Here is a 21,439-nt window from a genome sequence, read left to right on the forward strand (position 1 = left end):
GCACGATACCCGCTCCGGGAATATACTTCGCTTTCACTTCCAGCACAGGGGTGACATCTGCTCGAAACTACCTCGCAGTGTCTACCTTGCCGCGGGGGCTTCTGAGCTTCTCGCGCTGAAAAGCAGTGCGCCTGTGTCTGCTAGTATCGCTTCGGAGTATGCTTCCTCAGCGCAAGGGAACGAAGAAGGTTATTCAAGTAGCACCCTCACTGCGGGGGCTCACCTAAGCCCTTCCTCCCGTAGGAGTCTACGTATATTCCCTACACTGAATCAGTGCATTGTTCGTCCTTTTATCTTCTCATTTTACTTATGTCCCAGCCTCATCTGTGGTTTTATAGTGCTTTGTCATCCACCGAATTTAAATATTCTTCAATGGTGCTCACAATAGAATCGACCGTTCCTTCTTCAAATGGAGAAAGAAGGTTGGCAGCTTCTACTAATCCTAAGAATGGTTTGGAACCACCTAGTTTACAAAGCTTCAAATAATCGTTCCAAGCATCTTCACGATTCTCTCTGGAACGTTTCCAGAATTGGAATGCACAGACTTGTGCCAATGTGTAATCAATGTAATAGAAAGGTGATCCGAATATATGACCTTGGCGCTGCCAGATTGCCCCAGAACCCCAATAAGGAATATCATCATAATCACGATGTGGTAAATATTTTTCTTCTAGTTCTTTCCAAGCTGTCTTCCGCTCTGCAGGCGTCCATTCTGGATTCTCATATACAAGGTGTTGGAATTCATCGACTGCTACACCGTAAGGAAGAAAACTTAGACCACTTGCTAGATGTGAAAACTTATATTTATCGGTATCTTCTTTAAAGAATAGCTCCATCCATGGCCATGTGAAAAATTCCATACTCATAGAATGGATTTCCGCCCCTTCATGGGTTGGCCAAATATACTCAGGAATTCCGATGTTTCGGCTAGAGAAGACTTGGAAAGCATGCCCAGCTTCATGTGTTAGTACATCAATATCACCTGAAGTTCCATTGAAGTTTGCAAAAATATATGGTGCTTCGTAGTTATCAATAAATGTACAATAGCCACCAGCTTCCTTCCCTTTTTTCGCTTCTAGATCCATTAAATTACGATCAAGCATGTAATGGAAGAATTCATTTGTTTCAGGAGATAATTCCTCATACATTTTCTTCCCGTTTTCAATGATCCAATCTGGCGAGCCTTTTGGCGTAGCATTACCAGTCTTGAATTCGAAGCTTTCATCGTAAAACTTAAGTGAATCGACACCAATACGTTCCGCTTGACGTTCATAGAGCTTCGATACAAGTGGAACAATGGATTCTTGAACTTGCTTACGGTAGTTTGCAACCATTTCTGCATTATAATCAATACGCATCATTCGCACATACCCTAGTTCCACAAAGTTTTTGTAGCCTAGTGTTGTTGCGATTTCGTGACGTACTTTTACTAATTGATCATAAATATCATCGAATTTCTTACTATTTGATTCGAAAAATCCAGATGTTGCAGCAACAGCCTTTTTCCGAATATCACGGTCTTTATGCTGTAAGAAAGGTCCAAGCTGCGCTAGTGTATAAGTGTTGCCATCAAATTCCAATTGGGCAGATGCCACTAGCTTGGAGTATTCCGATGTTAGCTTATTCTCTTTTTGCAGTAGCCCTATTACTTCAGGAGCAAATGCTTTAATCGAGTAATCAGCAATTTCAAATAGCTGTGATCCCCATTTTTTCTCCAGTTCATCACGGAAAGGGGTAGTAATTAATTCTTTATAAAAATCGGTGTTAAGCTTATTTATCTCAGGTGATACTTCATCCCAGTAATCACGTTCTGCTTGATAGAACTCATCATTCGTATCAATTGATGCGCGAATATAAACTAAGTTGAAAAGTGTTGTAATGTCATTACGGAAAGCATTGATTTGTTCAATTGCTTTATTTTGCTCCTCTACTGATGAAGCATTTTTAAAGGACTCAAGTAACGCTGCGAATTTCACTTTTCCTTGCTCTAAGTCTGGTCGCTCGTATGTATAATTTTCAAACGTCTGCATCCTAATTCCCCCTCAAAATTTTAATTCATATATCTATTATAGTTTACACTATTTTCGGAAAAAACAAGATAATGAAGTGCTGAAATGACGGATTATTTTTTTGTGGGATAGATTTGATGCTGTTGATTGGGTTCGGGATATATGCTGGTTTGTTCGGGAGTTGTGTGGTCGTGTTCGGGATATCCAGCGGGCACTTCGGTATATAATCGTTTTGCTTCGGGATTGTTGCTGGAGTTCGGGATTTTACTTGCTATGTTCGGGAAATCTGCTGTGAGGTTCGGGATTGCATCAAAAACTTCGGGATTGCATCATCATAGAGAAGAACTGGCTAAGTGCCAGTTCTATGCAGCGGTTGCCTCCTTTTTTCTCTCTGATTGCTCGACGACTATACTGGCACTCGCATCACCCATGACATTTGTTGCGGTTCGTATCATATCGAGCACCCGATCAATACCGGCAATAAGTGCGATTGCCTCAAGTGGGAGATTAACAGCAGCTAAGGTCATTGTCAGCATAACCATGCCAGCACCTGGAACACCAGCTGCCCCAATTGAAGCGAGTGTTGCGACAAGGGCAACTACTAGAAATTCTGAAAAAGATAATTGAATGCCAAAGTATTGTGCAGTAAATACAACGGCGATTCCTTGATAAATTGCCGTTCCATCCATATTAATTGTTGCACCAAGTGGTAAAACAAAGCTGCTCGTTTCCTTGGATACCCCTAGATTTTCCTGGGTGTTTTTCATGGTAACAGGGAGTGTTCCTGAGCTACTGCAGGTGGTGAAGGCAACTGTTGCGGCAGGGAGGATACCTTTTAGAAAATGGAGTGGACTCATTTTTCCGAGTGATTTAACTGCAAGGGAATACACCACTCCGATATGGATAGCACAGGCAATCAGTACGGCAAGGATTAGCTTCATTAGCGGTAGCAAAACATCAAGCCCATATTGCCCCACAATTGGAGCGAGTAATCCGAATATACCTAAGGGAACTAGTTTCATAATCATATTCGTTACCTTATACATTATTTCTGCTAGTCCTTCAAAAAATCGCTGAACAGGTGCTGCTTTTTCACCAACTAACGTAATCCCTATACCTAGGAAGATGGCAAAGAAGATAATTTGTAGTACATTTGCGGTCGCAAGTGATTCTACAGGATTAGTAGGGACAATATTTAATAAGGTATCGATCACACTTTGATTCTCTCCAGAGGGAATGTTTTCCTCATTTAACGTCACATCAACGCCAGTACCTGGGGAGATAAGTGAGGCAACAAATAAACCTATTACAACGGCAATTAAGCTGGTTGCCAAATAATAGCCAATTGTTTTACTCCCAAGTCGTCCAAGCTTTTTCATATCCCCAGCATTGGTAATCCCAACAACGATCGTGGCAAGTATCAATGGTACAATAATGAACTTAATTAATCGTAAAAATAAATCCCCGAGTGGCTGTACGTAAGACGCATTTTCTCTAAAAATCATCCCAACGATAATTGCCAGAACAAACGCTATCCCAATTTGCCACAGAAATCCTTTTCTCATAAAACGCTCCTTTCTAGTGTAGAATCTTCCTTTCCTTAATAGTATTTATTAATAATTTTATATATTCCTCAATATACATACGATAAACGGGAATATGAATTTGAAATGGGGGATAAATCATGCTTGAAGAAGTTATTATGACGATTGGGGCAGTACTGGCTGTCATCGCTATAGTGCTTGGACTACTCGGTATCAGAATTAGCCGAGTAACCTATTTACCGTATATTCCAAGTTTGGTCATGTTTGCTTGCGGTGTTGCGGTATTATTACTTACGACGGTTGTAAAGAAAATGGAATTTATGGAAGTAGGACTTGGGGGATGGGGAATAGCCTGTCTGTTTGCAGCTGTAATAGGATTTTTTGTAATTAGTGTGACACATGCATTTAAGGTACATAAAGGATAATGAAAATAAATAGGGCATGTAACTCAGTAGAATCCTGAGTTCATGCCCTAACATCTTATTTTAAATAGGTATTTCCCTCACGTTGCTCTATTTTTCCTTCTTTCATTAGCTTTCCGAGAGCGCGTTTAAATGCTGCTTTACTGATGTTAAATGTTCCGCGAATATCATCCGGATCACTTTTATCACTAAACGGAATGATACCATCATGATTCGCTAAGTGTTCTAAAATCATCTCTGCGTCATCAATCATGCCGTGTTGTTTAAGTGGTCTCAGCGAGATGTTCAGTGTCCCATCTTCTTTTACTTCGATTACTCTTCCTTGGACTAGTTCCCCTAGACGAGGCTCTTCTTTCCGCTCAGTATGGTGAATAAATCCACGGTAATCCTCTTCAGTAATGATGGCAGAACCTTCTCTACTTGTATGATAGACTCTTCCAGATACGGTTTGATTTAAAAGTTCATCAGGCGCAAGCTCAATTTCTCGCCAAATAACACCTTCTGTCGCTGGAATTGCTAGTAGGCGACCTTTTTGATCCTTACCTAATGTAACGAATAGCTCATCCTCTTCTTTTGGCCATACATTTTCAAATAATGGTAAGTCATCCTTTGATACTAAGAATTCCTTTGTTGTACCGATATCAACAAATGCTCCTAGATGAGGTAAAACACTCACTACTTTTGCCCAACCATACTCGTCCATAATAATGTCAGGCAGTTTGGTAGTAGCTGTTAGGTTCCCTTTTTTATCTTGGTATAAGAATACATCGACTTCTTGCTCTAGTTCGAGTTCTTTATCAGTTTCGTTATGGTGTAATAAAGCTTCTATTTGGTCCTTAGCTAAAACAAAGCCATTATCGATCATTCGAGCGACGGTCATTGTTTGAATGGTACCGATTAGTGATTCGTACATCTTAACCCTTCTTTCATCTATATGTAATGGAAAAGGGATACCCTATAGGTTAGAGTACCCCTTTGATTTCTAAAGTAACATAGTTTATTTTTTATTTTATCCCGATTTTTTCGTATCGGGTGGGAAATTCAATTTAAATTATTTGGATAAGATAACAACTCGTTAACGCTGTTCGAGATGTTTCGAATTTCACTTTAACCGCGGTATATGTTCCACCAGATCTTCTAACTTAAGCAACGTAAGCCCTACCTGCTCTTACGTCCTTGCGACCCTTTAGTCGCGCCAGTGTGAATAAGCATCAACAAAAACACTGTAGAATGCCAGCTTACTCATATGCTACTTTAGTAACGTTAGTATTATCTCATGGATGTAGCATGTTGTCAAGCTGACTCCTTGACAGTGAATAGTTTGGTTGAGAGTTTCAACGAAAAGTAATATAAAATCAGGGCACATAAAGGTAGTGTAAGGTATGGCTGAAACGGTATAAATTTCTCGATTAATGGAACGAATCCTCGATCCAAATTATTAAAATTTATATAGTACTGCATACCTAAAATTTTTACTAGAGCATCTAATGAAAAAAAGAAAATGAGCATATAGATTACTCCTACAATGATAGTTCCAATAACAAACGATTTTATTAGATAATAAAGTGGAACATAGACTGCAAGCATGATTAAACCTAGACTAAGTAAGATGATAATCTCTTTCCATCCAAATACGTAAATACCATCAGGTAAGATTGCTTCTACAATATGCCCTATAGCAAATTGATACAATACAATGATAATCCATATTATAAAGAGAAAGATATATTTACTGAATACAATTGAATCAGGCTTTAAAGGTAAACTTTTTAAATACCTGTTGATGCTTGCTCGATGATCAGTAAAGAAGCTTCCAATTATAGCTGTTGGTAATGATAAGCATAAACTGGTAAGGAAAGGTGGAATCGTAATCAAGAAACCAATCGTAATAACTATTAAAATGAAAATTATTGTACTTAAATGTTGTAATAAGTCTTTCTTAACTAAACTATTCAATATTGCACCCCCCTTATAAAATATCCTTTTTTGTGAATAACCAGAAAGATAGCCTAAAAGATAAATAGAGAACAATTCCTGAAAAAATTAATAAGTAAATTGATTGACCATTAGTAATATTTATTAGGAAATCTCTTATTGGATCATCAAATGAAATTAATGGATTTCCGGTTATAACTGCATAAGAATAGATGAAAAATACAGCTGAAAGCATGAAAAAAGTCACTGCACGTGTGAAATTCCTGAAATAATAGAAAAACGGAATATAAATAGATAATAAGAGAGAATTCACTATAAAAAGCTGCAAGATTTCAAATCCAGTCATAGATTGTAATATTAAATAAGGTAGCCTTTGATAAGCAACAGCGTCAAAAAGCCAAAGAAATAACATTGCACCAAGTGTAATTGACAGTAAAAATAAATATCTTGCTAAGACTAATTGTTTACGTTGAATAGGCATGCTGACCAGAAAACGATTTACGTTATTTTGACTATCCAAAAAAAATACAAGAGGGATAAAACCAGAAATAATCCAAATGGTAATACCGATACTAGGAACATTCATGATATACGAAAGCGGGATAAATACAGTGAAAATTAGAATATACAATCGTGTAGCTTTCATTTCCCGTAAATAAAGCTGTCTCACGTTAATTCTCCTTTCTGGTCATGAAATACATAATATCCTCAATACTTGCTGGCTCTATTACAACACTTTCTCCGAAGGGCTTGAATAATGCTGGGTCTCCTTCAAACAAAGCAGTAAATCCAACCTCTGATTGCTTGATGCCAGTAAATAATTCCTTCGTGTCAGCGTCAATCAATTCGGTCTTTCCTTTTACAATATGGAAATTTTCTTTAATATCCTCCATACTATTTTGAAAGAGAATTTTTCCTTTATCGATAAAAATTATATAGTCCGCTATTCGGTCAAGGTCCGTTGTAATATGGGTAGAGAAGAATATCGTTTGGTTTTCTTTAACCATCAATTCTTGTAACAAATCCAAAAGTTCTCTCCTGAAAACCGGATCCAATCCAGCAGTTGGTTCGTCCATGACAATAAATTCTGGTTCATGGCTAAGTGCAAACAAAAGTGATGTCTTCATTTTCATTCCTTTAGAGAACTTTTTAATTTTCTTCCTAGTCGGTAACTCAAATTTTTTCACATACTGTTGGAATAGTTCTTCATTCCAAGATTCATAGAGTGGGGCGATAAAGGATTTCATATTCTTAATCGTAAAATCCTCGTACATATATAGTTCATCATAAACAAATCCGATTTTTTGTTTAATACTTGAATCCTGATGTGAAGCTCCGAAAAGCTTGATATTTCCCTCATCGAACTGGAGAATGTCCATCATCATTTGAATTGTTGTAGTTTTTCCGCTGCCATTTGGTCCGATAAAACCAGTTATGTAACCGCGAGGAATAGTAAATGATATGTTTTCAATTGAAAAATCTTTTCTATTTTTGGTTACATGGTGGAATTCTACTGTATTCATCATTCATTCTCCTCCTCAAAATAGATTTCAATCATTTGAACTATTTCCCTTTTTGTAAGTCCGAGATGTTTACTTGCTTTCACAAGCTTTTCGAGGTCATTCTCTAGTTCCCTCACTTGCCATTCTCGTAAGACATGTGGTTGTTGGCCGGCGACAAAGCTCCCTTTGCCAACTGAGGTAACTAGATAGCCCTCTTTTTCTAGTTCTTCATATGCTCGTTTTGTGGTAATGACACTGACTTTTAAATCTTTGGCCAGAAGTCGCATGGAAGGGAGTGCATCCCCCTCCTTTAGTGTGCCTGAGAATATATGCTGTTTAATCTGTTCCTTAATTTGTAAGAACAGCGGATCCTTACTACTGGTTGAAATGATAATATTCATATTTGGCACCTCCTGAAGTTGTATATATTATATATACTCAATATATACAATATATACACCGAGGTGTCAAGGAGATTTATGAAAATTTTGACGCGAAATTCTTTAAATGGATTTTTAGCATGATATACTAGGTAATAGAAGCAGAATATTAATAACTGGAGATAGTAGACATGAGCTTATTTTTAAATGTTATCTTACCGATTATTGCAGTATTTGGTGCAGGATTTATATTGCAACGAATTAAATTGATTGATGTAAAGTCAGTATCAACTGTATCGCTTTATATCTTTTTACCAGCCTTAGTATTTACCAAATTATACGAAGCATCGTTTGATTCGAGTTACACGATAATTGTAATCTTTGCGTGTGTTCAATTAGCAGCGATGATCTTACTTAGTAAACTAGCAAGAAGAGTTTTTAACTGGTCTCATTCAGTAGAAAGTGCATCTATTTTGACATCAGCATTTATGAATGCAGGTAATTACGGCGTTCCTATTATTTTATTTACAATGGGTGATGAGGCAATGCCCTATGCAGTATTTATGATGGTAATTCAGACGATGTTTATGAATTCCTTTGGGGTGTATTATGCTTCCAGAAGTTCTAGTGGAATCGGACAAGCTGTCAAAAAAGTATTTAAGATGCCAGCAACCTTTGCAGCAATTTTCGCTGTTATTCTACAAAATATTTCCTGGGAAATACCGGATTCCATCTACTCAACCTTAACGATGCTTGCTGGTGCAGCCATTCCAACCATGATGGTGTTACTAGGAATGCAATTAGCTTCTATTACATCGATAAAATTTAATTGGCAAGTAATTATTACAACCGTATCGATACGAATGGTAATTGCGCCATTAATTGCTCTTGGGTTTATCGCATTTGTGGATATGGATCCTATCATTGGAATAGTTTTAATTGTTGTCGCAGCAATGCCAAGCGCCGCCACAACAACGATGTACGCAATCCAATTCGATACAGAACCAGATTTGGTATCTAGCATTACCTTAGTGGCAACTATATTTAGTGTCCTATCATTAACGGTGTTATTGAACGTGTTGCCGTATTAGTTTCAGAGAATGATAGTGTTAGTGAAATCAACGTGTAGAAGGAGAAATCATGGAGATTCGGAAACTTAGAGCGGATGAAAAGGCGCCAATGGAATTGTTGTTATTGGCAGACCCTTCAGAGGAAATGATAAAGAAGTACGTCAATGCTGGGGAATGTTTTGTAGCTGAAAGTAAACAGCAGATTGTCGGTATCTATGTACTTTTTCCTACCAAACCAGACACTATTGAATTGGTGAATGTTGCAGTCGTAGAGGATTTACATGGTAGTGGCATTGGAAAACAGTTGGTCATGCATGCAATTAAACAGGCGAAGATTATGGGATATAAAACGCTTGAAGTAGGAACCGGAAATTCAAGCATCGGTCAATTAGCGCTTTATCAGAAATGTGGTTTTCGGATAACGGAGATCGAATGGGATTACTTTGTTAAACATTATCCAGAGAAGATAGTTGAGAATGGTATTTGGTGTCGGGACCGGGTTTGTTTGGTGATGGATTTGTAGATGTAGTATAGTAGAATTTTATCTATATGCGGCAATGAATTCAGATAATAATACATTTTTATTTGTTAATTTCCAGAAGAAGCCGAAATAAAACTAAGAGGTGAAAAAATGGAAATTGACTATAGTCCTTTAAAGCCAGCGTTAGATGGAATTTTATTTGGTCTCATTAAATTGGTAGGAATTCCGTTCATAATAGCAATGGTTGTGGGATTAATCTTAGAGTCATTAAAAATCCATAGAAAACTTGTTAGTTTTATCGCAACTGTAATATTCTTACTGATATTTATTCTATTGATGTACACGTTATAAATGTATATATCCCGTTTAATAGTCACTGTATATACCTTAGTATAGTGACTATTTTGGTTAAATTTCTGAATATTGACACCATATACCATTTCCTATATCATATTGGTACTATGGTAAATGAAAACAAACAACAAAAAGTGTATCGGGTATTAAAAGGGAGAATTATTGAGCGGGAATATGTACCGGGTCAGCGGATTGTGATTGATCAGATTGCAAAGGAGCTGGATACTAGTTCTATCCCTGTACGTGAAGCAATTCGCCAGCTGGAGGCAGAACGTCTAGTGGTGTACAAACGGAATGTTGGTCCTGTTGTTGCAGAAGTAAATGAAACCGATTACTTGGATACGGTTCATGTACTCGCAGTACTTGAAGGATATGCAACATCACTAGCGGCAAGGAGCTTTCCAAAGGAAGAATTAGTGAAATTAAGAGAGCTAAATCAGTTAATGGAGGTGGCATTAGAAGATTTTGATATCATTCAGTTCAGTAAGTTGAATGCTGCTTTTCATCGAGTCATTTGTGAACAATGCAATAATACGTATTTATTAGAAACCATTCAACATACTTGGAACCGAATTGATTCGATACGAGGGACTGGCTCGACGCTTTATTCTAAACGCGTCAAAGAATCAATTGCCGAGCATAATGAGATTATCGAATTGCTTGGTATAGGTGATTCTGATAGATTGGCAGAATTAGCAAAAGAGCATAAAATTAAAACAGCTGAAAACTTTGAACTAAGGAGAAAAAATTTAATCGAAACAAATACATTATCATCTTAAGAGGGAAGAACTGGAGTTTAAAGATTCTAGTTCTTCTCTTTTGGTTTATGAGATGGGTGGAGTATTTGTACTGTAGGACAGATGGTTGGGGAAAAGCGCAGTTTATCTGGTTCAGGCGATGTCTCGTATATCGAGCGATAAACTCATGGATCGGGCGAAGTTTTCATATTTCGGGCGATAAACTCATGGATCGAGCGAAGTTTTCGCAGTTCGAGCGATAATCTCGCAGATCAGGCGATAATCTCACATTTCGGGCGATACCACCTACTTTTCGAGCGATATTTTCCACGAAACGAGCGATATCTCGCAATATTTAATCCCGCATCCCACCCCATCCATTTCCCTATTGACATGATATGTGAAATCATATATGATTTAATTGTTCTGAAAATTAATATTTATCCGAAACTAAAGGGTGGAGGGGATCAAATGGCTTTTGAAGAAGCAAAGGAACGATTACGAGGTTCAATTGCACCAGTGATTACACCATTTGATGAAGACGAGCAGATTGACTTTGATAAGTTCAACGAATTAATCAACTGGCAGATTACTAGTGGAAGTCATGGGATTTCTGTGACAGGTACTTCTGGGGAACCGAGCTCGATGTCGATTGAGGAACGACTTAACGTTATGGAGGTCGCCTGTAAAACGGTAAATGGAAGAGTACCATTTATTCCTGGGACCGGATCAACCAACCATCAAGAAACACTCCGCATGACAAAGGCTGCACAAGAAATGGGAGCAGACGCCGCACTGGTCATTGTGCCATACTACAACAAACCCAACCAACACGCACTATACAAACACTTCAAAGCAGTAGCAGATTCCGTCGATATACCAATCATTCTATACAATATACCAGGTCGAACAGCAATAAATTTGGAAGCGGTTACAATTTCAAGGTTAGCCGAAGACTGCCCAAACATTATTGGGGTAAAAGAGTCCAATAAGGATTTTGAACATGTTAATAAAGTACTACTAAAATGTGGTCGTGACTTCAATTTGTACTCTGGAATTGAAGTGCTTTGTTATCCAATGTTAGCAATTGGTGGAGCAGGGCATATTAGTGCCACAGCGAATGTGGCACCGCAAGAGGTTGCAGCGGTTTATGATCGCTGGGTAGCCGGCGATGTGAAGGGGGCGCAGGACTTACATTATCAACTCATGCCATTAAATGATGTGTTATTTCGTGATACGAATCCAGCCCCTGTAAAAGCTGCATTAGGGATGATGGGCAAAATCAAACCGATACTGCGTAAGCCATTAGATATCCCGTCAGCGGAAATACAAGCCGAAATAAGAGATGTTTTGCTAGATTATCAGCTGATTACGGAGAATGTTGGAATGTGAAGGAGGACTTAAATGGTGAACAATAAAGTAGAGGATGTAAAGCTCTATATTAACGGAGAATTTGTAGAGGCTGCGGGTGGTGACACCTTTGAAAATAGAAATCCTTTTACCAATGAGGCTATTAATCTCGTAGCAAAAGGTAATCAAGATGATATTGACTTAGCGGTTAATGCAGCGGAAGAAGCTTTTCGAAATGGCCCTTGGGGATCGATGAAACTTACACAGCGAATGAAATACATAGACAAAATTGCAGACTTAATTGAAGAAGAAGCGGAAGAAATTGCCCTACTAGAGTCATTGGACTCAGGTCTTCCAATTAGCCAAACCCGTAAGATGGCAGCCCGTGGTGCGGAGAATTTTCGGTTTTATTCCAGAATGGTGCAGGCAAGAATGCACGGGGATGCTTACCAGGTGGATGATGAATTCATCAATTACACTGTCTATAAGCCTCTTGGCGTAGTTGGATTAATTACACCATGGAATGCTCCTTTTATGTTGTTAACGTGGAAGGTAGCACCGGCACTGGCAACAGGAAATACTGTTGTACTAAAACCAGCAGAATTATCACCGTTGTCTGCAAATATCTTGGCAAAAATTATTCAAAAAGCGGAGTTACCAAACGGTGTTTTCAATGTTGTTCATGGTTTTGGGGAAACAGCAGGTGAAGCATTGGTGCAGCATCCAACAGTAAAAGCCATTTCCTTCACTGGCGAGACGACTACTGGTAAACGCATTATGAAAAATGGTGCAGATTCCTTGAAGAAAACCTCGATGGAACTTGGGGGAAAATCACCATTAATCGTGTTTGATGATGCGGACATTGAGCAAGCATTGGATGCGGCTGTATGGGGGATATTTTCGTTCAATGGGGAGCGATGTACAGCGAACTCAAGAGTATTTGTTCAGAAGGATGTGAAACATAAGTTTGTCGAAGCATTAAAGGAACGAGTTCAAAATATTATAGTAGGAGATCCAAGTGAAGATAAAACAGAACTTGGCCCACTTATTGACAAGGGACATTTTCAGAAGGTGACTAGCTATATTGAACTAGCAAAACAAGAAGGTTGTGAGGTTTATCAAGGCGAGGTTCCCGAGCAACTAACTAATGGGAATTACGTACCACCAACCCTTTTACTACATGCGAAGAACGATATGCGTGTCTGCCAAGAAGAGATTTTTGGTCCGGTTATGGCGGTTATTGAATTTGAATCAGAGGAAGAAGTAATTAAGATGGCAAATGATGTAGCGTATGGTCTTGCAGGCTATGTGTGGACAAATGATATCAAACGTGGTCATCGGGTAGCACAAGCGATTGATTCTGGAATGATTTGGGTCAATTCTCAAAATGTCCGTGATTTACGGATTCCGTTCGGTGGGATGAAGGCTAGTGGGATTGGACGGGAAGGTGGACATTTTGCCATTTTTGAATTTTATACAGAACCGAAAGCAATTCATGTAGCAATCGGGGATCATCATATACCAAAATTCGGAAAGAACAAATAGGGAGGGAACGAGATGCCAGCAAAAACTGGAAAAGAATATATTAGTAGATTAAAAGAAGCACAGAATAATGTTTATATTCACGGTGAAAAGGTAGTAGATGTGACGGAGCATCCTGCTTTTAAAAATGTCATTCAATCGATGGCTAATTTGTATGATTTGCAGTATGAGAAGCCAGGAAAGATGCTGTATACATCACCAACAACCAGTAATAAAGTTGGGATGACGTTCATGCAGCCAAGGACAGTAGAAGATTTAATTACCCGCCGTGAAGCGATGCAGGAATGGGCGCGTACATCTGGTGGAATGATGGGGCGATCACCAGATTATCTGAACGCAGAAGTAATGGCGATGGGCGTGAATAACAGCATCTTTGCTGAAGGGGATCCTCGATTTGCGGAGAATGCACGAAACTACTACGAATACGCAAGAGAAAATGATATTAGCTTAACCCATACGCTAATCCACCCTCAAGTGAATCGGGCGAAGATGCAACACCAGCAAAAGGATGCTAATGTTGCGTTGCATTTAGTAGAAGAAAGGCCAGATGGAATCGTAGTAGACGGAATTCGGTTGCTTGCGACCCAAGGTGGGATTACCGATGAAATTCTGGTTTTCCCTTCGACAGTTAAAAAAGCTGGCGAGTTGGATGATCCGTATTCGTTAGCCTTTGCGATTCCGAACAACACACCTGGCTTGAAGTTCATTAGCCGTGAGTCGTTTGATTATGGCAAAAATGAATGGGATCATCCACTTGGTTCTCGCTTTGAGGAAGGCGATGCGATTGTTTCCTTTGAAAATGTGTTTGTACCATGGGAGCGAGTATTTGTATGTGGTAATTCCTCGGTATGTAACCGTACGTTTAAAGAGACAAATGCTGTCATCCATATGGCACATCAGGTATTGGCAAAGAACATCGTGAAAACGGAATTTGTATTAGGGGTTGCCCTAAATATTATGGATGCAATCGGTATTGATGGGTTCCAGCATGTTCAGGATAAAGGATCAGAAATCATGCTTACATTAGAAACGATGAAGTCCCATCTGTATCGAGCAGAACATAATGCGAGGCTCGATGCATCTGGAACGATGACACCTGACTTCGCAGCACTGGATGCAGCGCGGAACTGGTATCCGAGAATTTATCCTAGGTTAACGGAGATTATTCGAATTCTTGGCGCATCTGGTTTGATGGGAATCCCAACCCAAGCAGACTTCAACCATGATGAAATTGGACCTTTAATTCACCGTGGCTTACAAGGGAAAAACCTAGAAGGCTATGAACGTGTCCAGCTATTCCGTTTAGCGTGGGATATGACGTTAAGTGCCTTCGGTAGCAGGCAAACACATTATGAATATTATTTCTTCGGAGATCCAATCCGTATGGGAATGACATACTTTGATAACTATGAAAAGGATTCCTATAAGCAGTACGTTCAGGATTTCTTGAATACCTCTAATGGGGTGAAGGCGACAAAATAGTTAGAGAGGGGACATAGCATGGATTACAACATTATTCGTTGTGCAAGGGCGATTCTGCATGTGAAGGATTTGGAAGCATCGCGAAAGTTTTATATTGATGCACTAGGTTTTATCGAAACAGAGTCTGATGAGGATCATATGTATCTTCGGGGTTTAGAAGAGCATACACATCATAGTCTCGTATTGAAAAAAGCAGAAAATCCTGCAGTTGAAGCATTGGGATATAAAGTTTCGAGTGATCGTGATTTGGATGCATTAGCACTCGAGTTTGAGCAGTCAGGTTGCGAAGTGAAATGGCTTGAAAAAGGGGAACAGCATGCACTTGGGCGAGCGTTGAGAGTGCAGGATATAGCTGGTTTACCGTTAGAGTTTTTTGCGGAGATGGAGACGGTTGATCGCTTATTGCAACGATACGATTTGTATCGAGGTTCACGGATGCAGCGCATAGATCATTTTAATTGTGCAGTATCTGACGTAGAGGCAGCTTATATTTTTTACCGGGATAAGTTAGGCTTTGCTTGCTCTGAATACACAGATACCGCGGATGGCTCTATTTGGGCTGCCTGGTTACACCGGAAACAAAATGTCCATGATGTTGCGTTTATGAATAGTGTAGGACCAAGGCTTCATCATATTGGATTTTGGCTACCGGACCAGTTAGCGCTTATTCACACATGTGACGTTTTGGCTTCGATGGGCTATGGTGAGGCGATTGAGCGAGGGCCGGGTAGACATGGTTTATCGAACGCGTTTTTCCTATATTTGCGTGATCCCGATGGACATCGGATTGAGTTATATAGTGGTGACTACTTAACAAGTGATCCAGATTTTAAACCGATTCGCTGGGATATTAATGACCCGATGCGTCAAACGTTTTGGGGGCATGCTGCACCAGATAAATGGTTCCAAGAAGCTTCTGCTGTATTGGATGTAGTGACAGGTGAGGAAGTAGCACTGCAGCCTGCCAAACTCGCACAGCATAAGCCTACCTTTGTTATTTAATGAAAAAATAGTATGAAAAGGGGGTCAGCAAATGGATGATCGCATTTTCCGTAATGCTATGGGGAAATTTACCACTGGTGTTACCGTTGTGACGACGAAGCTAGATGATGAAGTCCATGGCATGACCGCAAATGCTTTTATGTCTGTTTCGTTAAACCCAAAGCTTGTATTAGTTTCGATTGCTAATAAAGCGATGATGAAGACCTATATTACCCATGCTCAAAAATTCGCCATTAGCATTCTCAGTCAGGAGCAAAAAGATTTATCTGCCTATTTTGCAGGACAAATCAATGAAACTCGCACGATTTATTTTCAATGGTTTCAGGAAATGCCAACAATAAAAGATTCGCTTGTTCAAATGATTTGTGAGGTACATGATGTGGTGGATGCTGGGGATCACACACTTTATATTGGAAAAGTTACCGATATAAACACCCATTCGGGTGATCCATTAACATTTTTTGAGGGTAATTACCATGAGCTAATCAAGGGCAATCAAGTGAAATAAATGTGTTCGGAAAAATAGCATGAATGGAGGTTGGATGATGAAGCAGCAATTGGATAGCCAACAGGACTTATCGTTTGATTTGTTTGAAAAAATAAGTGGTCATGAACAGGTAGTATTTTGTAATGATCCTAGTACCGGATTACAAGCAATCATTGCGATCCATAATACGACACTCGGACCTGCGCTTGGCGGTACAAGGATGTATCCCTATGCGACTTTAGAGGATGCCTTACAGGATGTACTCCGGTTATCAGAAGGAATGACGTTTAAATGCGCAGCAGCAGACGTTGATTTTGGTGGAGGAAAGGCCGTGATTATTGGTGATCCGAAAAAAGACAAGTCACAGGCGCTGTTTCGTTCCTTTGGTCAGTTCGTTGATTCGTTGAATGGTAGATTTTATACCGGAACTGACATGGGGACGTCCATGGATGATTTTGTGCAGGCGTCGAAGGAAACGAATTTTATTAACGGGTTGCCAGAGGAATTCGGTGGTGGTGGCGATTCTTCCATTCCAACTTCTCAAGGGGTGCTATACGGGCTAAAAGCTACCAATCAGTATCTTTTCGGTGATGAGAATTTATCCGGGCGAACGTATGCAATCCAAGGGTTAGGTAAGGTAGGATTTAAGATTGCGGAATACCTTTTACGTGAGGGTGCTAATCTTTATGTGACTGATATTTCCCCGGAAGTAATTACCAAGATTGAAGAGAAAGCGGCTCTATATCATGCCCCGATTACGGTTGTGGAAAGTCACGAAATCTATGAAACAGATGCGGATATATTTATTCCGTGTGCAATGGGCGGAATTTTGAATGATGATACGATTTCGAAGCTACGGGTAAAAGCAGTCGTTGGTTCAGCAAATAATCAATTACAAGCGGAACGTCATGCGAAGGCTTTACATGACCAAGGGATATTATATGCCCCAGACTATATTGTGAATGCTGGTGGTTTAATTCAAGTAGCGGATGAATTATATGGTCCGAATAAGGAACGGGTATTGTTAAAAACGAAAGCAATCTATGAATCTATTATCGAAATCTATAAACAAGCAGAATTAGATGCCATCACAACATTAGAAGCGGCCAATCGTAAATGCCAGCAACGACTCGAACAACAACGCCAACGAAATAACTTCTTTACACGACAGAAGAGTCCGAAGTGGACGATTAAAGAATGAGGTGCATGAAATGGTCGAGGTAAAGTTTCATGATATTGGTGAGGGAATGACAGAGGGAGAAATTCTGAACTATTTCGTAAAAGTAGGGGATTTGGTTAAGGTTGACCAGCCCCTTGTTGAAATGCAAACCGATAAAATGGTTGCCGAAATTCCTTCCCCATCAACTGGAAAAATTAAGAAAATCCATTTCTCAGAGGGAACGACCGTTACCATTGGGACGGTGTTACTTGAAATTGATGATGGGAAGGAAAAAGCGACACCAACACATGCTGAACAAGAGGCATCTGCCTCCATTGTAGCTCCTGCAAAGAAACCGATTGATTATGAGCCAGTGAAACAACCACCGAAGCGAATTATTGCAGCCCCACATACAAGAAGAATTGCGCGCGAGAATGATGTGGATATTGAGCAGGTTGTGGGGACAGGTCCAGCAGGAAGGGTAACAGATGAGGATGTTTTTCGTTTTGTGCGTAATCGTGTGGAGGAAGTGGAATCAGCTAATGTTGAGTTGATTGAAGAAGACTATACTACCTTGCCTAATGAAAGTGCTGGTGACACGATTCCTTTTACCGGTATACGAAAACAAATCGCGATGAAAATGACCAAGTCACTAACGACCATTCCACATGTTACCCATTTCGATGAAGCCGATCTTACAAGTCTACTCGAATTTCGCCAAGAGCTAAAAGACTCTGGTGAACAGGTGTCGGTTGTGGCATTTTTCCTGAAAGCAATAGCGATTACATTAAAGGAATTCCCATTATTTAATGCGCTGTTGGATGAAGAAAACAATGTTATTCGACTTCTAAAGGATTACCATATTGGACTTGCGACCAATACAGACAGAGGACTTTTAGTACCTGTTCTCCGTGAAGTGGATCAGAAATCTATTATAGAGATACACGAAGAAATGAAGGAGTTAACGAAAAAGGCACAGGAGCAAAAGCTGACCGCACAAGAAATGAAAGGCGGTACGTTTACGATTAGTAATATGGGTCCACTTGGTGGGATTGCAGCAACACCAATTATAAACCACCCGCAAACAAGTATTATTGCTTTTCATAAAACGAAGCGGATGCCAGTTGTGATGGATCATGATGAAATCGCGGTTCGTTCCATAATGACGCTATCCCTTTCGTTCGATCACCGGATTATCGACGGTGCAGATGCGGTAATGTTTACGAATCGTGTTATTGAATTAATTGAGGAACCGAAAAAACTGCTACTGTATTTGCGTTAGTTCTCATAGGCTATAAGATGGAAAAGAAAAGCGAGCGAATCGCACATTTCGATAAAATAGGAGTGACTGCGCTCATGATGTATCATGCGAAGGCAAGATTTTCGTCAACAACTGGATTTGAGGATATATTAGTTGGTGTTTCTCACATTCTGTGGAAAGGGGAAAAGCTAGCGGAAGAGTCCTTTTCTTGGCAATCCCCTGTTAATGGTACCGTATATGGAACCTTATTTAACTTTCAAGAACAATTAGAAGCCTATCGGAATGAATTTAACAAGTCACCCTATCAAAATCCTCCGAAACGACCAGTACTTTATATCAAACCAAGAAATACACTGAACGGTCACTTGAAGGAGGTAGCTATTCCAAACGATGTAGAGACAGTTGAAGTGAATGCCACGCTTGGCGTTGTTATTGGTCGTACAGCAGTAAATGTAAACGAAGCTGAAGCACTTCAATATGTTGAAGGATACACGATTGTTAATGATGTAACAATACCTCATGACTCCTTTCATCGCCCGGCAATCAAATACAAAGCCAGAGACGGTTTTTGCCCAATTGGACCTTGGATAGTTTTGAAGGAACATATACCGAATCCAGATAGTTTAATGATTTGGACGTTTAAAAATGATGAGCTAATTCAAGTCAATAGTACGAAGGAATTGGTTCGTTCGATTCCACGCCTAATTCAAGATGTTACAGAATTTATGACTTTATCGAAAGGAGATTTGTTAATGGTTGGTATTCCTTATAATCCACCGACTGTTAGCGTTGGTGATACGATACGAATCGAAATTGATTATATCGGTAGCTTGGAGAATCGATTTGTCCACGAAAGTGTGTTAATCGCAGGAGGTGAAAAGGTATGAAGCATGCCCGAGTAGCCTGTTTTGGATCTATTCATGAGGCGGTAGCAGATGATGGTAAATTATGCCTTGCTGATGGAAGGATAGTAGATTTTGATCAGGTGGTTTGGTTACCTCCACTTGAAGTAGGGACAATTTTTGCACTTGGCCTAAACTATCTGGATCATGCATCGGAAATAAGTGTGAATCTTCCAGAGGAACCATTGTTGTTCTTAAAAGGACCAAATACATTAATTGGCCATGGCGGATTTACACGTAGACCTGCTGGTGCCAGGATGATGCATTATGAATGTGAGCTAGCTGTTGTAATCGGTAAAAAGGCACGCGCCGTCAAACGAGAAGACGCCTATGATTATATTGCTGGCTACACGATTGCAAATGACTACGCTATTCGTGATTACCTAGAAAACTATTACCGACCAAACTTAGCTGTGAAAAATCGGGATACATTGACACCAATCGGCCCCTGGTTTGTTGATAAAGAAGCTGTCAAAGACCCAATGAATCTCAAACTTTATACCTATGTAAATGGCGAACGAAAGCAAGAGGGATCAACAAAGGATATGCTATTTGACATTCCTTTTCTAATTGAATATCTTAGTAGCTTTATGACTTTAAATGAAAATGATGTTATCTTAACGGGTACGCCAAAAGGAACGGTGAATGTTGTTGAGGGAGACGAAGTGGTCGTTGAAATTGAAGGGATTGGTAAATTGAAGAATACGATTGTTGCTGATTCCATCTTTGCACGATAGGGAGTGAAACGATGCCACATGTCATTGTTGAATATACGAGTAACTTAAAAGATGATGGAGATATTAAAGCTCTCTTACAAAAAATCAATGAAGTGTTAATTGTACAGGGGGATACGTTTCCAATTGGTGGGATTCGCACTCGAGCTATTGCGCTTCACGATTATGTTGTTGCAGACGGTTCTCATAAGGATGATGCTTTTGTTCATGTAACATTGAAGATAGGTGCTGGCCGTTCTGAAGAAATCATGAGGGAAGCATGTGATCGTTTATTTGATGTTGTACAGAAGCACTTTGAAGCGATATTTGCTGAACGCTATTTAGCCTTGTCGCTAGAACTGATCGAATTTTCCCATCCTACGTATAAGAAAAATAATATCCATCGCCGGTATCAAACCGAATGAGCACCCGAAACTATCATTCCGGGTGCTAGTTACTTTTATAATAAATTAAATACACCAAGTGTTATAAGCAACACAGGTGGTAAAAAGTTCATACGTTCCAGTTTTTTATTTTTGGATAACACAATACCCATTTTAATTCCATAATGGACAAACATCCCGCTCATCAATGCAATTAATATAGAAGTAATGATGGAGGAATAGCCTAAGATAGCTGCCCCGATTCCTGCCCCAAACGCATCTAATGCTAATGCAGTCCCAAGCAATATTGCTTCTCCAATCGATATCGTACCGGATTGGTCAAGGTCAGCCCTATCAGGTGTTGTCATGACAGTTCGAATGTTTTGGAAATGTTTTGGTGAAGTATTCGGATGTGGTTTTTCCTCTTGTTTTTTCAGTTGACTACGAATGGAATTGATTAAGGAGAATACCCCGATAAAAATGAGAATGGATCCACCAATGGTCTTGGCAATCCCTACTGATAAAAAGGAATGCAGCATGCTGCCAACTTCCATGGAAATAAGCACGACGATGCCTGAGCAAACCATGATCACCAGTAATGCGCTAATCGGTACCACGATTTTTCGCATGCCATACGTGACCCCAACACCAAACCCATCCAAACTAACCGCAATTACTAGAAAAACTAAACCAGTATAAAAAAGCATAGCACCATATCCTTTTC

22 protein-coding genes are annotated in these 21,439 nt (G+C 39.6%); 14 read left to right on the plus strand and 8 right to left on the minus strand.

Annotated features, from left to right (window positions below; translation table 11 throughout):
• Window positions 1–332: 332 nt before the first annotated feature.
• Window positions 333–2,030 (minus strand): M3 family oligoendopeptidase, encoded by a 1,698-nt coding sequence (locus tag JF53_RS10450; protein ID WP_047981771.1) that lies wholly within the window; start codon window positions 2,028–2,030, stop codon window positions 333–335.
• A gap of 341 nt (window positions 2,031–2,371) precedes the next feature.
• Entirely contained in the window at window positions 2,372–3,574 is a 1,203-nt protein-coding gene (locus JF53_RS10455) for a dicarboxylate/amino acid:cation symporter (protein WP_047981770.1), read from the minus strand.
• A gap of 119 nt (window positions 3,575–3,693) precedes the next feature.
• Here JF53_RS10455 and JF53_RS10460 point away from each other — a divergent pair, with 119 nt between their 5' ends.
• The gene (locus JF53_RS10460; protein WP_047981769.1) at window positions 3,694–3,978 is read left to right on the plus strand and encodes a hypothetical protein; all 285 of its coding nucleotides are present in this window, start codon (window positions 3,694–3,696) and stop codon (window positions 3,976–3,978) included.
• A gap of 55 nt (window positions 3,979–4,033) precedes the next feature.
• Here JF53_RS10460 and JF53_RS10465 read toward each other — a convergent pair whose 3' ends face one another.
• The 5 genes from JF53_RS10465 to JF53_RS10485 all read right to left on the minus strand — a co-directional run bounded on the left by JF53_RS10465 (window position 4,034) and on the right by JF53_RS10485 (window position 7,813).
• Window positions 4,034–4,888 carry a CvfB family protein gene (locus JF53_RS10465; protein ID WP_047981768.1) on the minus strand — a complete coding sequence of 285 codons (855 nt, stop codon included), beginning with the start codon at window positions 4,886–4,888 and terminating at the stop codon, window positions 4,034–4,036.
• A gap of 380 nt (window positions 4,889–5,268) precedes the next feature.
• On the minus strand, window positions 5,269–5,931 hold the full coding sequence (locus tag JF53_RS10470; protein ID WP_047981767.1) for an ABC-2 transporter permease: 663 nt from the start codon (window positions 5,929–5,931) through the stop codon (window positions 5,269–5,271).
• A gap of 13 nt (window positions 5,932–5,944) precedes the next feature.
• A complete protein-coding gene (locus JF53_RS10475; RefSeq protein WP_047981766.1) occupies window positions 5,945–6,580 on the minus strand; it encodes an ABC-2 transporter permease in 636 nt (211 codons plus the stop codon).
• A gap of 1 nt (window position 6,581) precedes the next feature.
• Window positions 6,582–7,436 carry an ABC transporter ATP-binding protein gene (locus JF53_RS10480; RefSeq protein WP_047981765.1) on the minus strand — a complete coding sequence of 285 codons (855 nt, stop codon included), beginning with the start codon at window positions 7,434–7,436 and terminating at the stop codon, window positions 6,582–6,584.
• Window positions 7,433–7,813 carry a GntR family transcriptional regulator gene (locus tag JF53_RS10485; protein WP_047981764.1) on the minus strand — a complete coding sequence of 127 codons (381 nt, stop codon included), beginning with the start codon at window positions 7,811–7,813 and terminating at the stop codon, window positions 7,433–7,435. Before JF53_RS10485 ends, JF53_RS10480 begins: the two co-directional genes overlap by 4 nt.
• Window positions 7,814–7,983: 170 nt before the next feature.
• On the opposite strand from JF53_RS10485, the gene JF53_RS10490 reads away from it, so the two are divergent.
• From JF53_RS10490 to JF53_RS10555, 13 genes are all read left to right on the plus strand, one after another.
• Window positions 7,984–8,883, plus strand: a complete 900-nt coding sequence (locus JF53_RS10490; RefSeq protein ID WP_047981763.1) for an AEC family transporter — start codon at window positions 7,984–7,986, stop codon at window positions 8,881–8,883.
• Between the two features lie 49 nt (window positions 8,884–8,932).
• A complete protein-coding gene (locus JF53_RS10495; RefSeq protein WP_047981762.1) occupies window positions 8,933–9,385 on the plus strand; it encodes a GNAT family N-acetyltransferase in 453 nt (150 codons plus the stop codon).
• A 419-nt stretch (window positions 9,386–9,804) separates the two neighbouring features.
• Window positions 9,805–10,476 (plus strand): GntR family transcriptional regulator, encoded by a 672-nt coding sequence (locus tag JF53_RS10505; protein WP_047981819.1) that lies wholly within the window; start codon window positions 9,805–9,807, stop codon window positions 10,474–10,476.
• Between the two features lie 429 nt (window positions 10,477–10,905).
• Window positions 10,906–11,826 (plus strand): 2,4-dihydroxyhept-2-ene-1,7-dioic acid aldolase, encoded by a 921-nt coding sequence (gene hpaI / locus JF53_RS10510; protein WP_047981760.1) that lies wholly within the window; start codon window positions 10,906–10,908, stop codon window positions 11,824–11,826.
• 12 nt (window positions 11,827–11,838) lie between these two features.
• Window positions 11,839–13,329 (plus strand): 5-carboxymethyl-2-hydroxymuconate semialdehyde dehydrogenase, encoded by a 1,491-nt coding sequence (gene hpaE, locus JF53_RS10515; RefSeq protein ID WP_047981759.1) that lies wholly within the window; start codon window positions 11,839–11,841, stop codon window positions 13,327–13,329.
• 12 nt (window positions 13,330–13,341) lie between these two features.
• A complete protein-coding gene (gene hpaB / locus JF53_RS10520) occupies window positions 13,342–14,808 on the plus strand; it encodes a 4-hydroxyphenylacetate 3-monooxygenase, oxygenase component (RefSeq protein WP_047981758.1) in 1,467 nt (488 codons plus the stop codon).
• 18 nt (window positions 14,809–14,826) lie between these two features.
• The gene (hpaD, locus tag JF53_RS10525; protein ID WP_047981757.1) at window positions 14,827–15,810 is read left to right on the plus strand and encodes a 3,4-dihydroxyphenylacetate 2,3-dioxygenase; all 984 of its coding nucleotides are present in this window, start codon (window positions 14,827–14,829) and stop codon (window positions 15,808–15,810) included.
• A gap of 31 nt (window positions 15,811–15,841) precedes the next feature.
• Window positions 15,842–16,318 carry a flavin reductase family protein gene (locus JF53_RS10530; RefSeq protein ID WP_047981756.1) on the plus strand — a complete coding sequence of 159 codons (477 nt, stop codon included), beginning with the start codon at window positions 15,842–15,844 and terminating at the stop codon, window positions 16,316–16,318.
• A 37-nt stretch (window positions 16,319–16,355) separates the two neighbouring features.
• Window positions 16,356–17,498 carry a Leu/Phe/Val dehydrogenase gene (locus JF53_RS10535; RefSeq protein ID WP_047981755.1) on the plus strand — a complete coding sequence of 381 codons (1,143 nt, stop codon included), beginning with the start codon at window positions 16,356–16,358 and terminating at the stop codon, window positions 17,496–17,498.
• Between the two features lie 10 nt (window positions 17,499–17,508).
• Window positions 17,509–18,738, plus strand: coding sequence for a dihydrolipoamide acetyltransferase family protein (locus JF53_RS10540; protein WP_047981754.1), 1,230 nt, complete (start codon window positions 17,509–17,511; stop codon window positions 18,736–18,738).
• 74 nt (window positions 18,739–18,812) lie between these two features.
• Entirely contained in the window at window positions 18,813–19,604 is a 792-nt protein-coding gene (locus JF53_RS10545) for a fumarylacetoacetate hydrolase family protein (protein ID WP_053071950.1), read from the plus strand.
• Complete coding sequence (locus JF53_RS10550) at window positions 19,601–20,356, plus strand: fumarylacetoacetate hydrolase family protein (protein ID WP_047981753.1); 756 nt, start codon at window positions 19,601–19,603, stop codon at window positions 20,354–20,356. Before JF53_RS10545 ends, JF53_RS10550 begins: the two co-directional genes overlap by 4 nt.
• An 11-nt stretch (window positions 20,357–20,367) precedes the next feature.
• Window positions 20,368–20,757, plus strand: coding sequence for a 5-carboxymethyl-2-hydroxymuconate Delta-isomerase (locus JF53_RS10555; RefSeq protein ID WP_047981752.1), 390 nt, complete (start codon window positions 20,368–20,370; stop codon window positions 20,755–20,757).
• A 35-nt stretch (window positions 20,758–20,792) separates the two neighbouring features.
• Here JF53_RS10555 and ytaF read toward each other — a convergent pair whose 3' ends face one another.
• Window positions 20,793–21,422 carry a sporulation membrane protein YtaF gene (gene ytaF / locus JF53_RS10560; RefSeq protein ID WP_047981751.1) on the minus strand — a complete coding sequence of 210 codons (630 nt, stop codon included), beginning with the start codon at window positions 21,420–21,422 and terminating at the stop codon, window positions 20,793–20,795.
• Window positions 21,423–21,439: the final 17 nt, after the last annotated feature.

This window comes from Ornithinibacillus contaminans (assembly GCF_001038425.2).
In the GTDB taxonomy this organism is placed as follows: domain Bacteria; phylum Bacillota; class Bacilli; order Bacillales; family Amphibacillaceae; genus Ornithinibacillus; species Ornithinibacillus contaminans.